Source organism: Ensifer sp. NPDC090286, assembly GCF_044769565.1.
Classification (GTDB): domain Bacteria; phylum Pseudomonadota; class Alphaproteobacteria; order Rhizobiales; family Rhizobiaceae; genus Ensifer.
The window spans coordinates 720,628-739,034 of sequence record NZ_JBIVYF010000001.1; the positions used below are offsets into that span (position 1 = coordinate 720,628).

At 62.3% G+C, this 18,407-nt stretch carries 16 protein-coding genes; 5 read left to right on the forward strand and 11 right to left on the reverse strand.

Annotation, left to right across the window (positions count from 1 at the left end; all coding sequences use genetic code 11):
• Nucleotides 1-4 precede the first annotated feature (4 nt).
• Together gcvH and gcvP are read left to right on the forward strand one after the other, a co-directional pair.
• Nucleotides 5-367, forward strand: a complete 363-nt coding sequence (gene gcvH / locus ACIQUG_RS03595; RefSeq protein ID WP_025427112.1) for a glycine cleavage system protein GcvH — start codon at nucleotides 5-7, stop codon at nucleotides 365-367.
• Nucleotides 367-3,231 (forward strand): aminomethyl-transferring glycine dehydrogenase, encoded by a 2,865-nt coding sequence (gene gcvP / locus ACIQUG_RS03600; protein WP_402317471.1) that lies wholly within the window; start codon nucleotides 367-369, stop codon nucleotides 3,229-3,231. The genes gcvH and gcvP overlap by 1 nt, the downstream gene beginning before the upstream one ends.
• Nucleotides 3,232-3,370: 139 nt before the next feature.
• Here gcvP and ACIQUG_RS03605 read toward each other — a convergent pair whose 3' ends face one another.
• From ACIQUG_RS03605 to ACIQUG_RS03645, 9 genes are all read right to left on the reverse strand, one after another.
• Entirely contained in the window at nucleotides 3,371-3,799 is a 429-nt protein-coding gene (locus ACIQUG_RS03605) for a response regulator (protein WP_156134021.1), read from the reverse strand.
• An 11-nt stretch (nucleotides 3,800-3,810) separates the two neighbouring features.
• Nucleotides 3,811-5,316, reverse strand: coding sequence for an ATP-binding protein (locus ACIQUG_RS03610; protein ID WP_402317474.1), 1,506 nt, complete (start codon nucleotides 5,314-5,316; stop codon nucleotides 3,811-3,813).
• Between the two features lie 92 nt (nucleotides 5,317-5,408).
• Nucleotides 5,409-5,801, reverse strand: a complete 393-nt coding sequence (gene sufA / locus ACIQUG_RS03615; protein WP_402317477.1) for a Fe-S cluster assembly scaffold SufA — start codon at nucleotides 5,799-5,801, stop codon at nucleotides 5,409-5,411.
• A gap of 94 nt (nucleotides 5,802-5,895) precedes the next feature.
• Nucleotides 5,896-6,276, reverse strand: coding sequence for an SUF system Fe-S cluster assembly protein (locus ACIQUG_RS03620; RefSeq protein ID WP_043614418.1), 381 nt, complete (start codon nucleotides 6,274-6,276; stop codon nucleotides 5,896-5,898).
• A 73-nt stretch (nucleotides 6,277-6,349) separates the two neighbouring features.
• Nucleotides 6,350-7,591, reverse strand: coding sequence for a cysteine desulfurase (locus ACIQUG_RS03625; RefSeq protein ID WP_205238757.1), 1,242 nt, complete (start codon nucleotides 7,589-7,591; stop codon nucleotides 6,350-6,352).
• Between the two features lie 130 nt (nucleotides 7,592-7,721).
• Nucleotides 7,722-9,002, reverse strand: a complete 1,281-nt coding sequence (gene sufD / locus ACIQUG_RS03630) for a Fe-S cluster assembly protein SufD (protein WP_402317479.1) — start codon at nucleotides 9,000-9,002, stop codon at nucleotides 7,722-7,724.
• A 22-nt stretch (nucleotides 9,003-9,024) separates the two neighbouring features.
• Complete coding sequence (gene sufC / locus ACIQUG_RS03635; RefSeq protein WP_043614649.1) at nucleotides 9,025-9,780, reverse strand: Fe-S cluster assembly ATPase SufC; 756 nt, start codon at nucleotides 9,778-9,780, stop codon at nucleotides 9,025-9,027.
• A gap of 80 nt (nucleotides 9,781-9,860) precedes the next feature.
• Entirely contained in the window at nucleotides 9,861-11,330 is a 1,470-nt protein-coding gene (gene sufB, locus ACIQUG_RS03640; RefSeq protein ID WP_402317482.1) for a Fe-S cluster assembly protein SufB, read from the reverse strand.
• Between the two features lie 151 nt (nucleotides 11,331-11,481).
• Entirely contained in the window at nucleotides 11,482-12,648 is a 1,167-nt protein-coding gene (locus tag ACIQUG_RS03645; RefSeq protein WP_402317484.1) for a cysteine desulfurase family protein, read from the reverse strand.
• 224 nt (nucleotides 12,649-12,872) lie between these two features.
• Between ACIQUG_RS03645 and ACIQUG_RS03650 the strand changes: the two genes are divergently transcribed.
• Complete coding sequence (locus tag ACIQUG_RS03650) at nucleotides 12,873-13,550, forward strand: alpha/beta hydrolase (protein WP_043614433.1); 678 nt, start codon at nucleotides 12,873-12,875, stop codon at nucleotides 13,548-13,550.
• 206 nt (nucleotides 13,551-13,756) lie between these two features.
• Entirely contained in the window at nucleotides 13,757-14,575 is an 819-nt protein-coding gene (locus ACIQUG_RS03655) for an alpha/beta fold hydrolase (RefSeq protein WP_402317487.1), read from the forward strand.
• Between the two features lie 11 nt (nucleotides 14,576-14,586).
• Here ACIQUG_RS03655 and ACIQUG_RS03660 read toward each other — a convergent pair whose 3' ends face one another.
• Both ACIQUG_RS03660 and ACIQUG_RS03665 read right to left on the reverse strand, forming a co-directional pair.
• Entirely contained in the window at nucleotides 14,587-15,786 is a 1,200-nt protein-coding gene (locus tag ACIQUG_RS03660; protein WP_402317490.1) for a diguanylate cyclase, read from the reverse strand.
• A gap of 140 nt (nucleotides 15,787-15,926) precedes the next feature.
• The gene (locus tag ACIQUG_RS03665) at nucleotides 15,927-17,048 is read right to left on the reverse strand and encodes an anhydro-N-acetylmuramic acid kinase (RefSeq protein WP_402317493.1); all 1,122 of its coding nucleotides are present in this window, start codon (nucleotides 17,046-17,048) and stop codon (nucleotides 15,927-15,929) included.
• Between the two features lie 99 nt (nucleotides 17,049-17,147).
• Between ACIQUG_RS03665 and tyrS the strand changes: the two genes are divergently transcribed.
• Nucleotides 17,148-18,401: a tyrosine--tRNA ligase gene (tyrS, locus tag ACIQUG_RS03670; RefSeq protein WP_402317496.1), complete on the forward strand. Its 1,254-nt coding sequence runs from the start codon at nucleotides 17,148-17,150 to the stop codon at nucleotides 18,399-18,401.
• Nucleotides 18,402-18,407: the final 6 nt, after the last annotated feature.

Genomic DNA, 18,407 nt, shown 5'->3' on the forward strand with positions numbered 1-18,407 from the left:
GATAATGTTGAAGTTCACCGACGAACACGAGTGGCTGAAGGTCGAAGCTGGCGTTGCAACGGTCGGCATCACCGAGCACGCAGCCGGCCAGCTTGGCGACCTGGTCTTCGTGGAATTGCCGGAAACCGGCTCCACTTTCGCCAAGGGCGACACGGCGGCAACGGTCGAGTCCGTCAAGGCGGCGTCCGACGTCTATTGTCCACTTGACGGCGAAATCGTCGAAGTCAACCAGGCGATCGTCGACGACCCGTCGCTGGTCAACAGCGACCCGCAGGGCGCCGCCTGGTTCTTCAAGCTCAAGCTCGCCGATCCGAACGCAGCCGACGCCCTTCTCGACGAAGCGGCCTACAAGGAGCTCGTCGCCTGATGAGCATGCCCAAGGATTTCACCTTTACGGACTACAAGCCGTATGACTTTGCCAACCGGCGTCATATCGGCCCGTCTCCGGCCGAAATGGACGAGATGCTGAAGGTCGTCGGTTACCCGACGCTCGATGCGCTGATCGACGACACCGTGCCGCCGTCGATCCGGCAGAAGACGCCGCTTGCCTGGGGCGCGCCGATGACCGAGCGCGAGGCGCTCGACAAGATGCGCGAAACGGCCAACCGCAACCAGAAGCTCGTGTCGCTGATCGGCCAGGGCTACTACGGCACGATCACGCCGCCGGTTATCCAGCGCAACATCCTGGAAAACCCGGCCTGGTACACGGCCTACACGCCTTACCAGCCGGAAATCAGCCAGGGCCGCCTCGAGGCGCTGCTCAACTACCAGACCATGGTCTGCGACCTGACCGGCCTCGACGTTGCCAACGCGTCGCTTCTCGATGAAGCGACGGCAGCCGCTGAAGCGATGGCCATGGCCGAGCGCGTCTCGAAGTCGAAGGCCAAGTCCTTCTTCGTCGACGAAAACTGCCACCCGCAGACGATCGCGCTTCTGAAGACCCGCGCCGAGCCGCTCGGCTGGCAGATCGTCATCGGCAATCCCTTCACCGATCTCGATCCGGTCGACGTCTTCGGAGCGATCTTCCAGTATCCGGGCACCTACGGCCAGGTGAACGATTTCACCGGTCTGATCGCGCGTCTGCACCAGACCGGTGCGATCGCGACGGTTGCCGCCGATCCGCTAGCGCTGGCGCTTTTGAAGTCGCCTGGCGAAATGGGCGCCGATATCGCCATCGGCTGCACCCAGCGCTTCGGCGTTCCGGTCGGCTATGGTGGTCCGCATGCGGCCTATATGGCCGTCAAGGACGCGCACAAGCGTTCGATGCCCGGCCGTCTGGTCGGCGTTTCGGTCGATGCCCGCGGCAACCGCGCCTATCGCCTGTCGCTGCAGACCCGCGAACAGCACATCCGCCGCGAAAAGGCGACGTCGAACATCTGCACCGCGCAGGTTCTACTCGCCGTCATGGCCTCGATGTACGCCGTCTTCCATGGCCCGAAGGGCATCAAGGCGATCGCCCAGAGCGTTCACCAGAAGACCGTTCGTCTCGCCATGGGCCTCGAAAAGCTCGGCTACACCGTTGAGCCGGATGTCTTCTTCGACACGATCACCGTCGAAGTCGGCAAGCTGCAGGGCATCATCCTCAAGACCGCGGTCGCCGAGGAAGTGAACCTGCGCAAGATCGGCGAAACCAAGATCGGCATCAGCCTCGACGAGCGCTCGCGCCCCGTGACGCTCGAAGCCGTCTGGCGCGCCTTCGGTGGCGACTTCAAGGTGGAAGAGTTCGAGCCGGGTTACCGTCTGCCGGAGGCGCTGCTGCGCACCAGCGAGTACCTGACGCACCCGATCTTCCACATGAACCGTGCCGAAAGCGAGATGACGCGCTACATCCGCCGGCTGTCCGACCGCGACCTCGCGCTCGACCGGGCGATGATCCCGCTCGGCTCCTGCACGATGAAGCTGAATGCGACGGCGGAAATGCTGCCGATCACCTGGCCGGAATTTGCGGAGATCCATCCGTTCGTGCCGAAGGATCAGGCGGCTGGTTACCAGCACATGATCGAGGACCTGTCGGAAAAGCTCTGCGCGGTCACCGGCTATGATGCGATCTCGATGCAGCCGAACTCCGGTGCTCAAGGTGAATATGCCGGTCTCCTGACGATCCGTGCCTATCACCTCGCTCAGGGCAACGCCCATCGCGACGTCTGCCTGATCCCGACCTCGGCACACGGCACCAATCCTGCCTCGGCCCAGATGGCCGGCATGAAGGTGGTCGTCATCAAGGTGAGCGACAACGGCGACATCGACATGGATGATTTCCGTGCGAAAGCCGAGCAGTACGCCGAAAACCTCTCGTGCTGCATGATCACCTACCCCTCGACGCACGGCGTGTTCGAGGAGAACGTGCGCGAAGTCTGTGACATCGTGCACAAGCACGGCGGCCAGGTGTATCTCGACGGCGCCAACATGAACGCCATGGTCGGTCTTGCCCGCCCGGGCGACATCGGTTCCGACGTCAGCCACCTCAACCTGCACAAGACCTTCTGCATTCCGCACGGCGGCGGCGGCCCGGGCATGGGCCCGATCGGCGTCAAGGCGCATCTGGCACCCTACCTGCCTGGCCACCCGGCAACGGACGGCAATAACGGTGCGGTTTCGGCAGCGCCCTTCGGCTCGGCCTCGATCCTGCCGATCTCCTGGAGCTACTGCCTGATGATGGGCGGCGAAGGCCTGACGCAGGCGACCAAGGTGGCGATCCTCAACGCGAACTACATCGCTGCTCGCCTGAAGGGCGCCTACGAGGTGCTCTACAAGTCGTCCAAGGGCCGTGTCGCGCATGAGTGCATCATCGACACCCGGCCGCTGGTCGAAAGCGCCGGCGTCACCGTCGACGACATTGCCAAGCGCCTGATCGACTGCGGTTTCCATGCCCCGACCATGAGCTGGCCGGTCGCCGGCACGCTGATGATCGAGCCGACGGAATCGGAAACCAAGGCTGAAATCGACCGCTTCTGCGAGGCGATGTTGGCGATCCGCGAGGAAGCCCGTGCGATCGAAGACGGCCGCATGGACAAGACCAACAACCCGCTGAAGAACGCTCCGCACACGGTCGAAGACCTGGTGGGCGAATGGGATCGTCCCTATTCGCGCGAGCAGGCCTGCTACCCGCCGGGCGCCTTCCGGGTCGACAAGTACTGGTCGCCGGTCAATCGCGTCGACAATGTCTTCGGTGACCGCAACCTCGTCTGCACCTGCCCGCCGCTGGAAAGCTACGCGGAAGCCGCAGAGTAACGACATCGACCGGCGGAGCAGCAATGTTCCGCCGGTTATCTTTCCGGCGCGCCTGCGCCCGGATGGATGCGCTGCATCTGCGCTCCGACCGAATCCCCAGAGATCGTGACGTGTCACACCCGTAGCGTGCGGGCCGCATTTATCGGCGCGCACTCATGCCCGGTGGCAGGATCGTGCTTTCGACCCAGAAGCGGATGAAGGCCTCGGCAAAGCGGCGATACTCGATGACCGAGGAGGGTTTTGCCGCATAGGCATTGGCGCCGGCACCGTAGCACTGAAGCACGTCGGCCGGATTGATCGAGGACGTCAGCACGATGATCGGGATCAGCGCAGTGGCGCGGCTCTTGCGCACACGCCTTAGAAGCTCGATGCCGTCGCTGCCGGGCAGCTTGATATCCATCAGCATGTAGTCGAAATGCCCGCTGGCGAGCTGCCCTAGGGCCTCGTCCGCATCGGTCGCCAGAACGAGTTCGATCGATTTATCGACCTGGGCAAAGGCGCGCATCACGAAACGCGCATCGTGCGCGTCGTCTTCCACCAAGAGCAATCGCTTTGGCGTCGAGGTCACCTTGTTCCGCCCTACTTCGCCTTCCTCAGCCACCTCGGAAGCAACACGATGAAACGTGCGCCTTCTCGGAAGCTCGTGTCAAGGCAGATCGAACCGCCATGGCTTTCGGCGATGCGTTTGGCGAGCGACAGGCCGATTCCGGTGCCGCCATAGACCGTCTCATCCTTGTGCAGCCGCTGGAACACTTCGAAGATTCGGGTCGCAAACCGCGGATCGATGCCGATGCCGTTGTCCTCCACCACCAGTTCCACCGTCTGGTGCAAGTTGTTGCCGTGAATGCGGATGAGCGGGCGGCGGTCGGCGTGCCGGTACTTGATCGCATTGCCGACGAGGTTCTGGACCAGCCGACGCAGCAATTCGGGATCCCCCTCCAGTTCCGGCAGCGGGCCAACCTCGAAGGTAGCGTTGGCGTCGCTGGCGTCACCGGCAAGGATAGCCAGCGTCTCCGAGACGACGTCGCTCAGCTTCACCTCGGTCCAGTCGGTGATGCGATGCGCGATCTGCGCATAGTCGAGCAGGCTGTCGACCACGCGGTTCATGCGCCGGACGCTGTCGCGCAAGTGCCGGGCATTTTCGGCAAGCTCGGTCTGGTTCCCGGCTTTTAGGTCGTCTTCGATCATCTCGGAGAACATCGAGATGTGCCGAAGCGGTGCCTTGAGGTCGTGGGAAACGGTGGCGGTGAACTGATCGAGCGCTTCGTTCTTGTGCTCCAGTTCCTGTCGTTGCCGCTCGAGCGCCAGCTCGGCGCGCTTCAGGTCCGTGACATCGACACGCGCGACGACCGTGTTGCCGTCCTTGGCCTTGATGTTCTCCACGCGCAGCCAGCGGTCGTCGGCATAACGGTGGATCTTTGGCTTTCCGTCCGGATAGCGGAAATCGCGCAGTCGCGAGGCGATCCACTCGTCGCCTTCGCGCGTGCCCGGCAAGGCGTCCGGGTAATGACCGCCCTGACGCGCCAAGAGCAGGATTTCCTCGGCGGTGATGCCGGGCTTGAGTGCCTGACCGGCAGGCCCGCAGATCGCCTGATAGGCCCGGTTATAGACGACCAGCCGTTCCTCCCGGTCGAAGATGGCAAAGCCCTCGGGCATCGCTTCGAGCGCCGCATTCAGCATCTCGGAAGCCTTCTGCCGTTCGCTCACCGCTTCGGTCAGGTCCGAAATGTCTCTGATGATGCCGATGAGCGCCAGTTCTTCGCCAGCGTCGTTGATCAGCGGCGTCGTGCGCAGATGCCCCGAAAACGTCGAGCCGTCACGCCGGACATAAAGATAGTTCGAGGATCGGGGCGCGGTTTCGTCCACGCGCGCCGCCCGGTTCTGCAGGCGCTTGGCGTACTCCGCGTCGGTCGCGTAGATCAGGCGTACGGACTTGTCGATGAACTCCGCAGCCGGATAGCCGAACTGGCGGAGTGCTGCATTGTTCGCGGAACGGATGATCCGCTCGGCGTCGATGATAATCACGGGATCGGGAAACGTTTCGTAGAGCGCCTTGAAGACGAGATCTTCGTTCAACGCCGCCATGTCCCTCTCCCTATTCCATAGATGTGTATCTCAGCAGAAAAAAGGCCCGGCGAAAACCGGGCCGACCTATCCAATTGTAGGAATGGTAAAACTTAGCTGGCGCGCACGACGGCGTCGCCCTGCGCGGCAAGTGCCGCCAGATCGGCCGGCTTCAACTCGACCGATTCACCGCACCCGCAGGCGGATGTCTGGTTGGGATTGTGGAAGGTGAAGCCGGAGCGCAGCGTCGTCACTTCGAAATCCATCTGCGTGCCGAGCAGATAGAGCACGGCTTCCGGCGCAATCCAGACCTTGGCGCCCTGATGCTCGATCAGATCGTCCTTGGGATTGGGTTCGGTCACGAGATCAACGGCATATTCCATGCCGGCGCAGCCACCCTTCTTGATGCCGACGCGAATGCCCTTGGCATCGGCGCCGGAATTCTCGACGATCGCGCGCACGCGGCCAGCAGCAGCGTCGGTCAGGCTCATCACGGCAAAGCCCATGGGCTCATTCTCCTTGTCGTCACCGGGGTAAAGGCCCGGCGCCTTACAGAATCAAATGTAGTATCCGTGCCTTAACGGATCAATATGGCAGGGCTCAGTACCAGCCGACGGCGACCTGTGCTTCCTCGGACATGCGGTCGGGCGTCCACGGCGGATCGAAGGTCATCTTGACCTCGACACCCGAGACACCCTCGACGGCGCCGACGGCATTCTCGACCCAGCCCGGCATCTCGCCCGCCACCGGGCAACCGGGTGCGGTCAGCGTCATGTCGATCTTGACCATGCGGTCGTCTTCGATGTCGATCTTGTAGATCAGGCCCAGTTCGAAGATGTCGGCCGGGATTTCCGGGTCGTAGACGGTCTTCAGCGCGGCAATGATATCGTCGCTGAGGCGTGCAATTTCTTCGGCCGGAATCGCCGAATGGACGATGCCTTCACGAACGTCGATCTTTTCTTCCGTAGCATCAAGGCTCATGTCAGGCCTCCTGAACTTTCTCTTCTGGTTCAAAGATTTATGAGAAGTCTTTGAACCTTCTATATATTATTCCTCAAGCGAAAAACTTGCGAGCGTGTTCCAGTGCCTCGACCAGAGCATCGACTTCGGCCCGGGTATTATAAAGGCCGAAGGATGCACGGCATGTGGAGGTGACGCCAAAGCGTTTCAAGAGCGGCTGGGCGCAATGCGTGCCGGCGCGAACGGCGACGCCTGCGCGGTCGATCACCATCGACACATCGTGCGAATGGATGCCGGCAAGCTCGAAGGCAAAGATGCTGCCCTTGTCGGGCGTATTGCCGAAGACCCTGAGCGAGTTGACCGCCGACAGGCGCTCGCGCGCGTAGGCCGTCAGGTCCGCCTCGTGCGCCTGTATGGCTGCCCGGCCGAGCTTTTCCATATAGTCGAGTGCGTAGCCAAGGCCGATTGCCTGCACGATCGGCGGCGTGCCGGCTTCGAAGCGATGCGGTGGATCGTTGTAGGTGACGGTGTCTTCCGTGACCACTTCGATCATCTCGCCACCGCCGAGGAACGGCCGCATTTCCTTCAGGCGATCGGTCTTGCCGTAGAGCACGCCGATGCCCGACGGACCGTAGAGCTTGTGGCCGGTCATCACGTACCAGTCGCAGTCGATGTCCTGGACATCGACCGGCATGTGTACGGCGCCCTGGCTGCCATCGACGAGCACCGGAATGCCGCGCTCACGGGCGATGCGGCAGATTTCCTTGACCGGGACGACGGTTCCGAGCGCATTCGACATATGGGTGATGGCGATGAGCTTGGTCTTGTCGGTCAGGCACTTTACGAAATCTTCGACATGAAGCGCGCCGTCGTCATCCACCGGGATCCAGACGAGCTTGGCGCCCTGGCGCTCGCGGATGAAGTGCCACGGAACGATGTTGGAGTGGTGCTCCATGATGGAGAGCACGATCTCGTCGCCCTCGCCAAGGACAGGCATGCCGTAGCCATAGGCGACCGTGTTGATCGCCTCGGTCGAGGACTTGGTGAAGATGACGTTGTCGACGGATGGGGCGTTGAGGAAACGGCGCACCTTTTCGCGCGCCGCCTCATAGGCTTCCGTCGCGGCATTCGACAGGAAATGCAGGCCGCGATGGACGTTGGCGTATTCGTTGGAATAGGCATGGGAGATCGCATCGATCACGACCTGCGGCTTCTGTGCCGATGCGCCGTTGTCGAGATAGACAAGCGGCTTGCCGTAGACGGTTTTCGACAGGATCGGGAAATCCTTGCGGATCGCTTCGACGTCGTAGGCAGGCACCGGTACAGTGTGTTCCATGTCTCTTAATCCAATTGCCCTGGAGCGCCGCGCGTCCGTTAAGGCGCGCTAAGCGCGCTGCAACATGTTGAGCCGCTGCATAATTTACCCTCAAATCGCTGCCGATTTAAGGAATTACGCAAGGAGCCCGTCAGGCGTGCTTGTCGAGCCAGGTCGAGATGACGTCTTCCAGTGCCTCGACCAGCGCTTCGTGGTCTTCAAGCTCTTCGACGATCTCGGCAACGAAGGCATTGACGAGCATGGCCCGCGCCTTGTTTTCCGGAACGCCGCGCGCCATCAGGTAGAAGAGCTGCGTGTGGTCGATATCGGCAACCGTCGCGCCGTGGCCGCACTGCACGTCGTCGGCGAAGATCTCCAGTTCCGGCTTGGCCGACAGGTCGGCGTCGTCGGAGAGGAGCAGCGTGTTGCACGACATCTTCGCGTCGGTCTTCTGCGCGTCCTTGGCGACCAGGATCTTGCCCTGGAAAACGCCCTTGGCGCGGTCGAAGACGACGTTGCGGATGATTTCCGAAGACGTCGTGTGCGGCACGTTGTGGCCGAGCGTGAAGGTCACGTCCGTATGCGTCTCGCCGCCGAGCAGATTGATGCCGCGCAAGGTCAGGTCAGCACCCTCGCCGCTCGTCTTGCCGTGGATCTCCTGGCGCACCAGCTTGCCGCCGGCGTTGATCACGAAGAGATGCAGCTTGGCGTTCTTGCCGAGGTCGAAGCGGATCTGGCCGAGATGCGTATCAGCGGCACCCTGCTGCTGCAGGATGATCCAGATGACATCGGCACCTTCGGCGAGCGTCACGTCGCTGACCGACGAGACGAAGCTTTCTGCGTCCTTGGTCGACAGGTGCCGTTCGATCACGGTTGCCTTGGCGCCAGCGCCAAAGGTGACCGGGAAGCGCGTGTGCGCCTGGCCGAGGCTCTGCACCAGCTGGATTTCCAGCGGATTTTCCAGCGAGGCTTCAGCAGCGACGTCGATCTCGAGACCGCCGCGCACGAGGCCACCATTGATGCGACCGATCGCATCGTCAAAGCCGAGCACGGCAAGGCCGGCCGCGGCCGAGCCGTCGAGCAGGCTGTCGACGTAGGAACGCACGGTCACGCCCTCGGGCAGGTTGCCCTTGAGGTCAGCCTGGCCGTTGCGCACGGAAAGTACCGTCGAGCCTGGAACCAGCGCGTCGACGCGATCGGCAAACGCCGTCGGGTCGGCAGCGGGAACGGCGCGCAGCAGCGTGCGAAGGTCCGTGTAGTGCCAGGATTCGACGCGGCGGGTCGGAAGACCAGCCGTTCGCAGTTCGTGTACCAAGTTGTCGCGAACCGAAAGCACCGAGCCGTCGCCCGGCAGGTCACCGATCTGGGCGGTGTAGGCTTCGACGAGCGCCGTCTCGGCCGCCGTCATCTTGATTGCCTGTTGCATATTCATTCGAACGCTCCTTCAACAGGCGTCAAGCCGCGGCCTCGATGATTTCCGCGTAGCCGTTGGCTTCGAGTTCGTGCGCCAGCGTCTTGTCGCCAGACTTGATGACCTGGCCCTTGTAGAGGACGTGCACCGTGTCCGGCACGATGTAGTCGAGCAGGCGCTGGTAGTGGGTGATGACGACGACGGCGCGGTCCGGCGAACGCAGCGCGTTGACGCCGTCAGCAACGATCTTCAGCGCGTCGATGTCGAGACCGGAATCGGTTTCGTCGAGGACGCACAGCTTCGGCTCAAGCAGCGACATCTGCAGGATTTCGGCGCGCTTCTTTTCACCGCCAGAGAAACCGACGTTGAGCGGACGGCGCAGCATTTCCGGAGCGATCTTCAGCTCGGCAGCCGCTTCCTTGACGCGGCGCATGAATTCCGGCGTCGTCAGTTCGTCTTCGCCGCGATACTTGCGCTGCTCGTTCATCGCCACCTTCAGGAACTGCATGGTGGCAACGCCCGGGATCTCGACCGGATACTGGAAGGCCAGGAAGATGCCCTTGGCGGCGCGCTCGGCGGCGTCGAGCTCGAGAATGCTCTCGCCGTTATAGAGGATGTCGCCTTCGGTGACTTCGTAGTCTTCGCGGCCCGACAGGATGTAGGACAGCGTCGACTTGCCGGAGCCGTTCGGGCCCATGATGGCGGCGACTTCGCCGGCCTTCACGGTCAGGTTCAGGCCACGGATGATCTCGGTGCCGTCTTCGGCGATGCGGGCGTGCAGGTTCTTGATTTCAAGCATTTCTATCGTCCTCTTGGGAAACGAACGTTCGTTCGCGCGCAAGCTCTTGGTGCGCGCCATTCAATTTTCAGTTCAGGGCCTTAGCCCACCGAGCCTTCGAGCGAGATGCCGATCAGCTTCTGCGCTTCGACGGCAAATTCCATCGGCAGTTCCTGGATGACTTCCTTGACGAAGCCGTTGACGATCAATGCGATCGCCGCTTCGGTCGGGATGCCGCGCTGCAGGCAGTAGAACAGCTGGTCCTCGGAAATCTTCGACGTGGTGGCTTCGTGCTCGAACTGCGCCGTCGAGTTCTTCGCCTCGATGTAAGGCACGGTGTGAGCGCCGCACTTGTCGCCGATCAGGAGCGAATCGCACTGGGTGAAGTTGCGGGCGTTCTCGGCCTTGCGGTGGGCCGAAACCTGGCCGCGATAGGTGTTTTCCGAAACGCCGGCAGCAATACCCTTCGAGACGATGCGGCTCGACGTGTTCTTGCCGAGATGGATCATCTTGGTGCCACTGTCGATCTGCTGGTGACCGTTCGAAACGGCGATCGAGTAGAACTCGCCGCGCGAACCGTCGCCACGCAGGATGCAGGACGGATACTTCCAGGTGATCGCCGAGCCGGTTTCGACCTGCGTCCAGGAGATCTTGGAGTTCTTGCCACGGCAATCGCCACGCTTGGTGACGAAGTTGTAGATGCCGCCCTTGCCTTCCTTGTCGCCCGGATACCAGTTCTGCACCGTCGAGTACTTGATCTCGGCGTCATCGAGCGCAACGAGTTCGACAACGGCTGCGTGAAGCTGGTTCTCGTCGCGCTGAGGCGCCGTGCAACCTTCGAGATAGGACACGTAGGCGCCCTCTTCGCAGATGATCAGCGTGCGCTCGAACTGGCCGGTGTTCTTCTCGTTGATGCGGAAGTAGGTCGACAGTTCCATCGGGCAACGAACACCCTTCGGCACGAAGACGAAGGAGCCGTCGGTGAAGACAGCCGAGTTCAGCGTCGCGTAATAGTTGTCGGTCGTCGGAACGACCGAGCCGAGATACTTCTTCACGAGGTCGGGATGCTCGCGGATCGCCTCGGAGATCGACATGAAGATCACGCCGGCCTTCTTCAGCTCTTCCTTGAAGGTGGTGACGACCGAGACGCTGTCGAAAACGGCGTCGACGGCGATCTTGGACTTCTGCACGCCGGCGAGGATTTCCTGTTCCTTGAGCGGAATGCCGAGCTTCTCGTAGACCTTGAGGATTTCCGGGTCGACCTCGTCGAGCGACTTCGGACCCGTTACGCCCTTGGGAGCGGCGTAATAGTAGATCTCGTTGAAGTCGATCTTCGGATAGTTGACGCGCGCCCAGGTGGGCTCTTCGAGCGTCAGCCAGCGGCGATAGGCCTCAAGGCGCCACTCGAGCATCCATTCCGGCTCGCTCTTTTTTTCCGAGATGAAACGGATGATGTCTTCGGAAAGGCCCTTGGGGGCCTTTTCGACTTCGATGGTCGTCTCGAAACCGTACTTGTACTGGTCCACGTCGATCTGACGGACCTGATCAATGGTCTCCTGCACGGCAGGCATGTCGTTCTCCAATCTTGCCGGATCCAAGGTCCGGCAGCTTGTCAACACGATGCGAACTTGGCGCACCGCTTATGTAATGGCTAAAAGGCGCTTTTCACCCTGTTTGCCAAGCGGAAAATTGCTTTTCCGCAATTTCGTCCGGTCGTTCCGCTCAGGCCGCTTGCCCGGGCATCCGTCGTCTTGCTGCTACCTTTGCAAAGACCGCGGCGCAACGGTCGATATCAGCCTGTGTCGTGCCCTCGCCGATCGAGATCCGAAGTGCCCCCTGGCGCGGATCGTAACCCATCGCCATCAGCACGTGGCTCTGCCCGACCTTGCCCGAGGAGCAGGCCGAACCCGCCGACAACGCCACGCCTTCGAGATCGAAGGCGATCTGTCCGGTCTCGGCCTTGAGGCCAGGAAGCGTGAAGAAGGTCGTGTTGCCAACGCGCGAAACGTCGCGGCCGTGAATGACGACGTCCGCCGCGGCCGCAAGCATGTCGGCTTCGAGCTTGTCGCGCAGCGCGCCGACATGGCTCATGCGCTGGCCGACACCTTCGCCTGCCTTCCTGGCGGCTGCGGCAAAGCCAGCAATCGAGACCGTATTTTCCGTGCCCGAGCGGTGTCCCTTCTCCTGCCCGCCGCCGCGGATCAGCGGCGCGGGCATCATGACCTCGCCGCGCGCCACCAGCGCGCCGGCACCTTTCGGGCCACCGATCTTGTGCGAGGAGACGATCAGGAAGTCGGCGCCGAGGTCTTCGATAGAAAGCGGCAGTCTGCCGGCGGCCTGTACCGCGTCGACGACGAGAATGCCGCCATGAGGGCGGACGATCTCGGCGATCTCGGCGACCGGCTGGATGATGCCCGTCTCGTTGTTGACCAGCATGACGGCAACCATCGGCAAGCCGAGCTGGCGGTCATGCGCGGTCAGCAGGTCACGCAGCGCCGGGAGATCGACGACGCCATCCGATGTCACCGGGATTTCGCTGAGCGCTTCACGTGGGAAGCGCCCGCCTTCGCGCACCGCCGGATGTTCGATCGACGAGGCATAGAGCCGGCCGATCTTCAGCGGCATACGGCCCATGCGAAAATCGGGCGTCAGCACCAGGTTGGCCGCTTCTGTGGCGCCGCTGGTAAAGATGACACTGCCGGGCTTGGCGCCGCAGAGCAACGCCACGTCGCGACGGGCATTTTCGACGAGCGTGCGCAACGCGCGGCCCTCGCCGTGAACGGAAGAAGGGTTGCCGAGAAGGTCGAGCGCCGACAGGCAAGCCTCGCGCGCTTCCGGTAGAAGCGGCGCCGTGGCGTTCCAGTCCATATAAATGCGCGAACTCGACATGATTTCCTTCGCTAGATCAACAGGTCACACGCCCGCAACCTCTGGCGATGCATTTTCCTTGAATTTTCCGCGCCGCTTGCCTTATGAGACGAAGCACAAGGCGGAATGCCCGCACAGAAGTTTTGAACGGTTCTAAACTAGGTTTTAGAAAAGCTGACTGCTTTCGTCAAGACTCATCGCGATCTGAACCCAAGATTCGAACCAGGAACACTCCCGGAGAGCCAATGCCCGAAATCATCTTCAACGGACCCGCCGGCCGCCTCGAAGGCCGTTATCAGCCTTCGAAGCAGAAGAGCGCGCCGATCGCCATCATCCTGCACCCGCACCCGCAGTTCGGTGGCACGATGAACAACCAGATCGTCTACCAGCTCTTCTACATGTTCCAGAAGCGCGGCTTCACGACGCTCCGGTTTAATTTCCGCGGCATCGGCCGCAGCCAGGGCGAATTCGACCACGGCGCCGGCGAGCTCTCCGACGCAGCCTCGGCGCTCGACTGGGTGCAGAGCCTGCATCCGGATTCGAAGAGCTGCTGGGTCGCCGGCTACTCCTTCGGCGCCTGGATCGGCATGCAGCTCCTGATGCGCCGTCCCGAGATCGAGGGCTTCATGGCCGTCGCGCCGCAGCCGAACATCTATGACTTCTCGTTCCTGGCACCCTGCCCGTCCTCTGGCCTGATCATCAACGGCGATTCCGACAAGGTCGCGCCGGAAAAGGACGTCAACGGTCTCGTCGAAAAGCTGAAGGCCCAGAAGGGCATTCTCATCACCCACAAGACCGTGCCAGGCGCCAACCACTTCTTCAATGGCCAGGTCGAGGGCCTGATGGGCGAATGCGAGGACTACCTCGACCGTCGCCTCAACGGCGAACTGACGCCGGAGCCGGCCGCCAAGCGCATCCGCTAAAGACCGGACCAAAGTACAGAAACGCCGCGTATCCCTTCGGGTGCGCGGCTTTTTTTATGGACAATTGCGCCCTGTGGTCGTGCGCCTGAGGGCCGCGATACGGCTCACCCGACAGGGTGAGTTTCAGCGCCGTGCGATCGGCGTATAGTGCAAGTCTAGGCTGTTTGGGCGGGGCAGAGCCGAACAGTGTTCACAGGAGGGGAGCCATGTCGCAGGTGTCGAATGGGTCGGCGTCTTCGCCGAGGTGGCTATCCTTGCCCGCCACTCCACAGCTTCCGGCCGGCGGTCAAGAGGGTGTTGTCGAGGTCGCGGATGCCAAGATCTGGTATGCGGTCTACGGTTCGGGCGCTCCCGTCATTCTGCTCCATGGGGGGCTCGGCAACTCCGACTATTGGGGGCTTCAGGTCGCCGAGCTTGCCAAGAGCTATGAGGTCATCGTGATGGACAGCCGCGGCCACGGACGCAGCTCCCGGGGTAGCGGGAGCATGAGCTATGATCTGATGGCAGGCGATGTCATGGCACTGATGGCGCACCTGACCTTGTCGAAGGCGTCCATTGTCGGCTGGAGTGACGGCGCGATTATCGGGCTCCTGCTGGCGATTCGACATCCGGACCTCATAGCCGGTGTCTTTTCCTTCGGGGCGAACAGCAATCCGTCCGGAACACACGATCTGTCCAAGAGCGCAGTCTTCAACGCCTATATCGCGCGGACGGGCGAAGAGTACGCCCTGCTGTCGCCGACGCCAGGGGGATTTACGACCTTCTTCCGCGAGATGAACGCGATGTGGACGTCGCAGCCGAACATCACCGCCATCGATCTTCAGAAAATCCAGGCCCCTGTCTGGGTGGTGGACGGGGACCATGAGGAAGCCATCAAACGCGACGACACGCTGTTCATCGCCGACAACATTCCGGGTGCCGGCCTGTTGATTCAGCCTGAGGTCAGCCATTTTTCGCTACTGCAGAACCCGCACCAGTTCACCGAAGACATCCTCCGGTTTCTCCAAGAGAAATGCATCGCCTAGACGCCAGTCGCCTACGATCGCCCGATCCAGTGCGGAACGCTCGGATTGACGACCGTGGTCGGTGCTTCGGCGCATTCGACGCGGTTGCGACCGTTGGCTTTCGCCGTGTAAAGCGCCTCGTCGGCGCGCTGTATCACGGGCTCCAGCGCCTCGCCGGTACCGACGGCCGTGACGCCGAAGCTTGCCGTCACTCGTGCGGCTTCCGGAAGACCGCCGATCTGCTGGGACATGATCGCTGCACGCATGCCATGGGCGACGACGCGCGCTTCCGACAGATCCGTGCAGGGCAGATACACCGCGAACTCTTCACCGCCGAGACGGCCGGCAACGGCGCGGTTCGGCATGACGTCCATCAGCACCCGGGCGAACCGGCGAATGACTTCGTCGCCCGTGAGGTGGCCGTAGGTGTCGTTGACCAGCTTGAAGCGATCGAGGTCGGCAAGGATGAGTGTGCCGGGCGTCTGGGTGGTGCGGGCGTGCAGCAGCGGCATGACCCGCTCGATGAAGCCGCGGCGATTGTAGAGGCCGGAGAGCAGGTCGACTTCCGAGCGCGCCTGCGCGTCGTCGACGATCTCCTTGACCATGACGCCGAGCATGGCAAGACCGGCACCGACAATGAGGATCGCACCGAACGCCTGCGAGATGAGCGCGAAGGGGCTGGAAACGTAGTCCTGGGCCGTCGCGCCCGAGCCGGCGACGACCGCAGCATAAATCTTCACGAAGTAATAGGCGGCTGAGAGTGCCAGCAGGCCGAACAGCAACCAGTCAAAGGAGGTGCGGCGGCCGGAACGCAGGACGACCGATGCCGTCCAGGCCTGGATCACGACAAAAGGCGCCTGATACGGGATGGCATGCTGCCAGGTGCCTCTGGGCAGGTCGTAGATCGCCAGGTCCAGGCAAACGCCGGCAACGAAGAAGGCGCCGAGCAACGGCAGGCGCACCGGCACCTGATAAAAAAGACCGAGGCCAAACCGCAGGAGACAGAAGCCGCCGAGCACGCAGGCAAAGGCGCTGATGGCAAAGAGCCGCGGGGTCGAGGAAAAAGGAACGATGGCTTCGCAGACGGCTGCAAGCGAGGCGACGGCAAATCCGGCGGCGCACCAGAGCGCTGCACGCCGCTGCCGGCTCTTTGCGGCAATGATGAGAAATGCGGCTGTGAAGATCTGCGCGATGATGAAATTCACGGCCAGCAGAGAAATCGCACCACCCATCGAAGAACCCGAAACCCTCGTGCGGCACCAAGCCGCTCCTCGCCACCTCCTGTGGCAGCGGCTGAGATCCTAATTCGCTGTTGCGAAAATTTGATTAATCCGTCCGGGTGACGAACTCATGGCGAAACGCGAGATCAACTTTAAGTTTTTGCCGCGCGCCGGCCGCCGCTGACTGGCTGCCGCACGCCCGTCGTTCCCGGATAGGTGAGCGGCAAACCGCGCAAGGAGCGGACGGCGAGATACGCCCAGGCCTCGGCCTCCATCGAATCGCCGTTGAAGCCCACAGCTTCCGCCGCAAGCACCGTCGCGGCCTCTTCGTCGGCAAGTAAAGCGAAGTCGCGCATGATCACCGGATTGAGCCGCCCGCCGCCGCAAACGACATAGGTGGCCGGCCGCTGCGGCAGGTGCCCGGCCGACTTGATGATCGCTGCCGCCGTGACATGGGCTAGCGTGCGGGCACCGTCGGCGAGGCCAGCGTCGCTTCCAGCCGGCGGTGCAAAATCGTTCCGGTCCAGCGAGCGGCGCATGGCCGCGGTGAAGAAGGCATGGGAGAGATAGCGCTCAGCAAGCGCCGGCAGCACCGTTCCCTCGCTGGCGATCATGCCGCCCTGGTCGAAGGGAATGCCCGCATGCGCCTCGACCCACTGGTCGATCAGCGTGTTGCCGGGCCCGCTGTCATAGGCGATGAGCGTCTCGCCTTCGCCGATGAAGGTCAGGTTGGAAATGCCCCCGATGTTGACGAAGACAACCGGGCCTGCAAGGCCGGCCGCACCACGCGCCAGTGCCGCGTGGTAGGCGGGGATCAGTGGCGCGCCCTGCCCGCCATGTTCCATGTCGTTGGCGCGCATGTCGTAGACGACATCGATGCCCGTTTCTCCGGCAAGCAGCACACCGTCGCCGATCTGAACCGTCAGGGCCTCGTTGGGGCGGTGCAGCACGGTCTGCCCGTGAAAGCCGAGCACGTCGATATCCGCCGCAGACAGGCTGTTCTGCTTGAGGAAGGTCTTGACCGCTTCTGCGTGTCGCAGCGTCAGGTCGCGCTCAAGCGCATCGAGGGCGCCCGGCCTTTGGTCGCGTTGCGTGATCGCCTTCGCGTCGACCAGTCCCTGTTTCAGGCGATCCCGAAAACGCGCATCGTAGGGAAAGCCGGCGGATGGGCCGCGCTCGACGACGGTCTCCCCATCCGTTCGAAGCAGGGCGACGTCGATGCCGTCCATGCTTGTGCCACTCATCAGGCCGATCGCGGTTCTTGTCTGTGTCATGCGGGTCAATATTTCCAGAATCACTTTTGAAGTGATTATGCGCAAAAACAGTGCTAAACGCCCGTTCGTTCAAAAACTCCCCCGCAAGAGAGACAGATCATGTCCGGTTTCAAGTCCGATTTCCTTCACACCCTCAGCGAGCGTGGCTTCATCCACCAGATCTCCGACGAGACTGGCCTGGACGAACTGTTCCGCAAGGAAACCGTGACGGCCTATATCGGCTTCGACCCGACCGCACCGAGCCTGCACGCCGGCGGTCTGATCCAGATCATGATGCTGCACTGGATGCAGGCGACCGGCCATCAGCCGATCTCGTTGATGGGCGGCGGCACCGGCATGGTCGGCGACCCGTCCTTCAAGGACGAGGCGCGCCAGCTGATGACGCCGGCGACGATCGACGCCAACATCGCCAGCATCAAGACGGTGTTTTCCAATTACCTCAACTACGGCGAGGGCCCGAAGGACGCGTTGATGATCAACAACGCCGACTGGCTGCTTGGCATCAACTACCTCGAATTCCTGCGCGATGTCGGCCGTCACTTCTCGGTCAACCGCATGCTGTCCTTCGACAGCGTAAAGACGCGGCTTGATCGCGAGCAGTCGCTGTCGTTCCTCGAATTCAACTACATGATCCTGCAGGCCTACGACTTCGTCGAGCTGCATAAGCGCACCGGCTGCCGCCTGCAGATGGGCGGCTCGGACCAGTGGGGCAACATCATCAACGGCATCGACCTCGGCCACCGTATGGGCACCGAGCAGCTTTACGCGCTGACCTCGCCTCTGCTGACGACCTCGTCTGGTGCGAAGATGGGCAAGTCGGTCAACGGCGCCATCTGGCTGAACCCGGACATGCTGTCGGCCTATGATTTCTGGCAGTACTGGCGTAACACCGAGGATGCCGACGTCACCCGCTTCCTGAAGCTCTATACGACGCTTCCGATGGCCGAAATCGACCGCCTCTCCAAGCTTGGTGGCTCGGAAATCAACGAGGTCAAGAAGATCCTCGCAACCGAGATCACCGCCATGCTGCACGGCCGTCCGGCCGCCGAGCAGGCCGCCGAGACCGCCCGCAAGACCTTCGAGGAAGGCGCGCTTGCGGACAACCTCCCCTCGGTCGAAATCCCGACCGCCGAGCTTGAAGCCGGCCTCGGCCTTTTGAGCCTGATCGTACGCGCCGGCCTTGCCGCTTCCAACGGCGAAGCCCGTCGTCACGTCCAGGGCGGCGCTATCAGGATCAACGACGAAGCCGTCAGCGATGAGCGCCGTGTGATCGGCACCGGTGACGTGACCGCTGACAATGTCGTCAAGCTTTCGCTCGGCAAGAAGAAGCACATTCTCGTGCGGCCGGCCTGACGCCGG

What these genes read in the sequence shown, in the direction of transcription:
- gcvH (WP_025427112.1), top strand. Translation starts at nt 5, where the DNA reads ATGTTGAAGTTCACCGACGAACACGAGTGGCTGAAGGTCGAAGCTGGC.
- gcvP (WP_402317471.1), top strand. Translation starts at nt 367, where the DNA reads ATGAGCATGCCCAAGGATTTCACCTTTACGGACTACAAGCCGTATGAC.
- ACIQUG_RS03610 (WP_402317474.1), bottom strand. Translation starts at nt 5,316, where the DNA reads ATGGCGGCGTTGAACGAAGATCTCGTCTTCAAGGCGCTCTACGAAACG.
- sufA (WP_402317477.1), bottom strand. Translation starts at nt 5,801, where the DNA reads ATGGGCTTTGCCGTGATGAGCCTGACCGACGCTGCTGCTGGCCGCGTG.
- ACIQUG_RS03620 (WP_043614418.1), bottom strand. Translation starts at nt 6,276, where the DNA reads ATGAGCCTTGATGCTACGGAAGAAAAGATCGACGTTCGTGAAGGCATC.
- ACIQUG_RS03625 (WP_205238757.1), bottom strand. Translation starts at nt 7,591, where the DNA reads ATGGAACACACTGTACCGGTGCCTGCCTACGACGTCGAAGCGATCCGC.
- sufD (WP_402317479.1), bottom strand. Translation starts at nt 9,002, where the DNA reads ATGAATATGCAACAGGCAATCAAGATGACGGCGGCCGAGACGGCGCTC.
- sufC (WP_043614649.1), bottom strand. Translation starts at nt 9,780, where the DNA reads ATGCTTGAAATCAAGAACCTGCACGCCCGCATCGCCGAAGACGGCACC.
- sufB (WP_402317482.1), bottom strand. Translation starts at nt 11,330, where the DNA reads ATGCCTGCCGTGCAGGAGACCATTGATCAGGTCCGTCAGATCGACGTG.
- ACIQUG_RS03645 (WP_402317484.1), bottom strand. Translation starts at nt 12,648, where the DNA reads ATGTCGAGTTCGCGCATTTATATGGACTGGAACGCCACGGCGCCGCTT.
- ACIQUG_RS03650 (WP_043614433.1), top strand. Translation starts at nt 12,873, where the DNA reads ATGCCCGAAATCATCTTCAACGGACCCGCCGGCCGCCTCGAAGGCCGT.
- ACIQUG_RS03655 (WP_402317487.1), top strand. Translation starts at nt 13,757, where the DNA reads ATGTCGCAGGTGTCGAATGGGTCGGCGTCTTCGCCGAGGTGGCTATCC.
- ACIQUG_RS03660 (WP_402317490.1), bottom strand. Translation starts at nt 15,786, where the DNA reads ATGGGTGGTGCGATTTCTCTGCTGGCCGTGAATTTCATCATCGCGCAG.
- ACIQUG_RS03665 (WP_402317493.1), bottom strand. Translation starts at nt 17,048, where the DNA reads ATGACACAGACAAGAACCGCGATCGGCCTGATGAGTGGCACAAGCATG.
- tyrS (WP_402317496.1), top strand. Translation starts at nt 17,148, where the DNA reads ATGTCCGGTTTCAAGTCCGATTTCCTTCACACCCTCAGCGAGCGTGGC.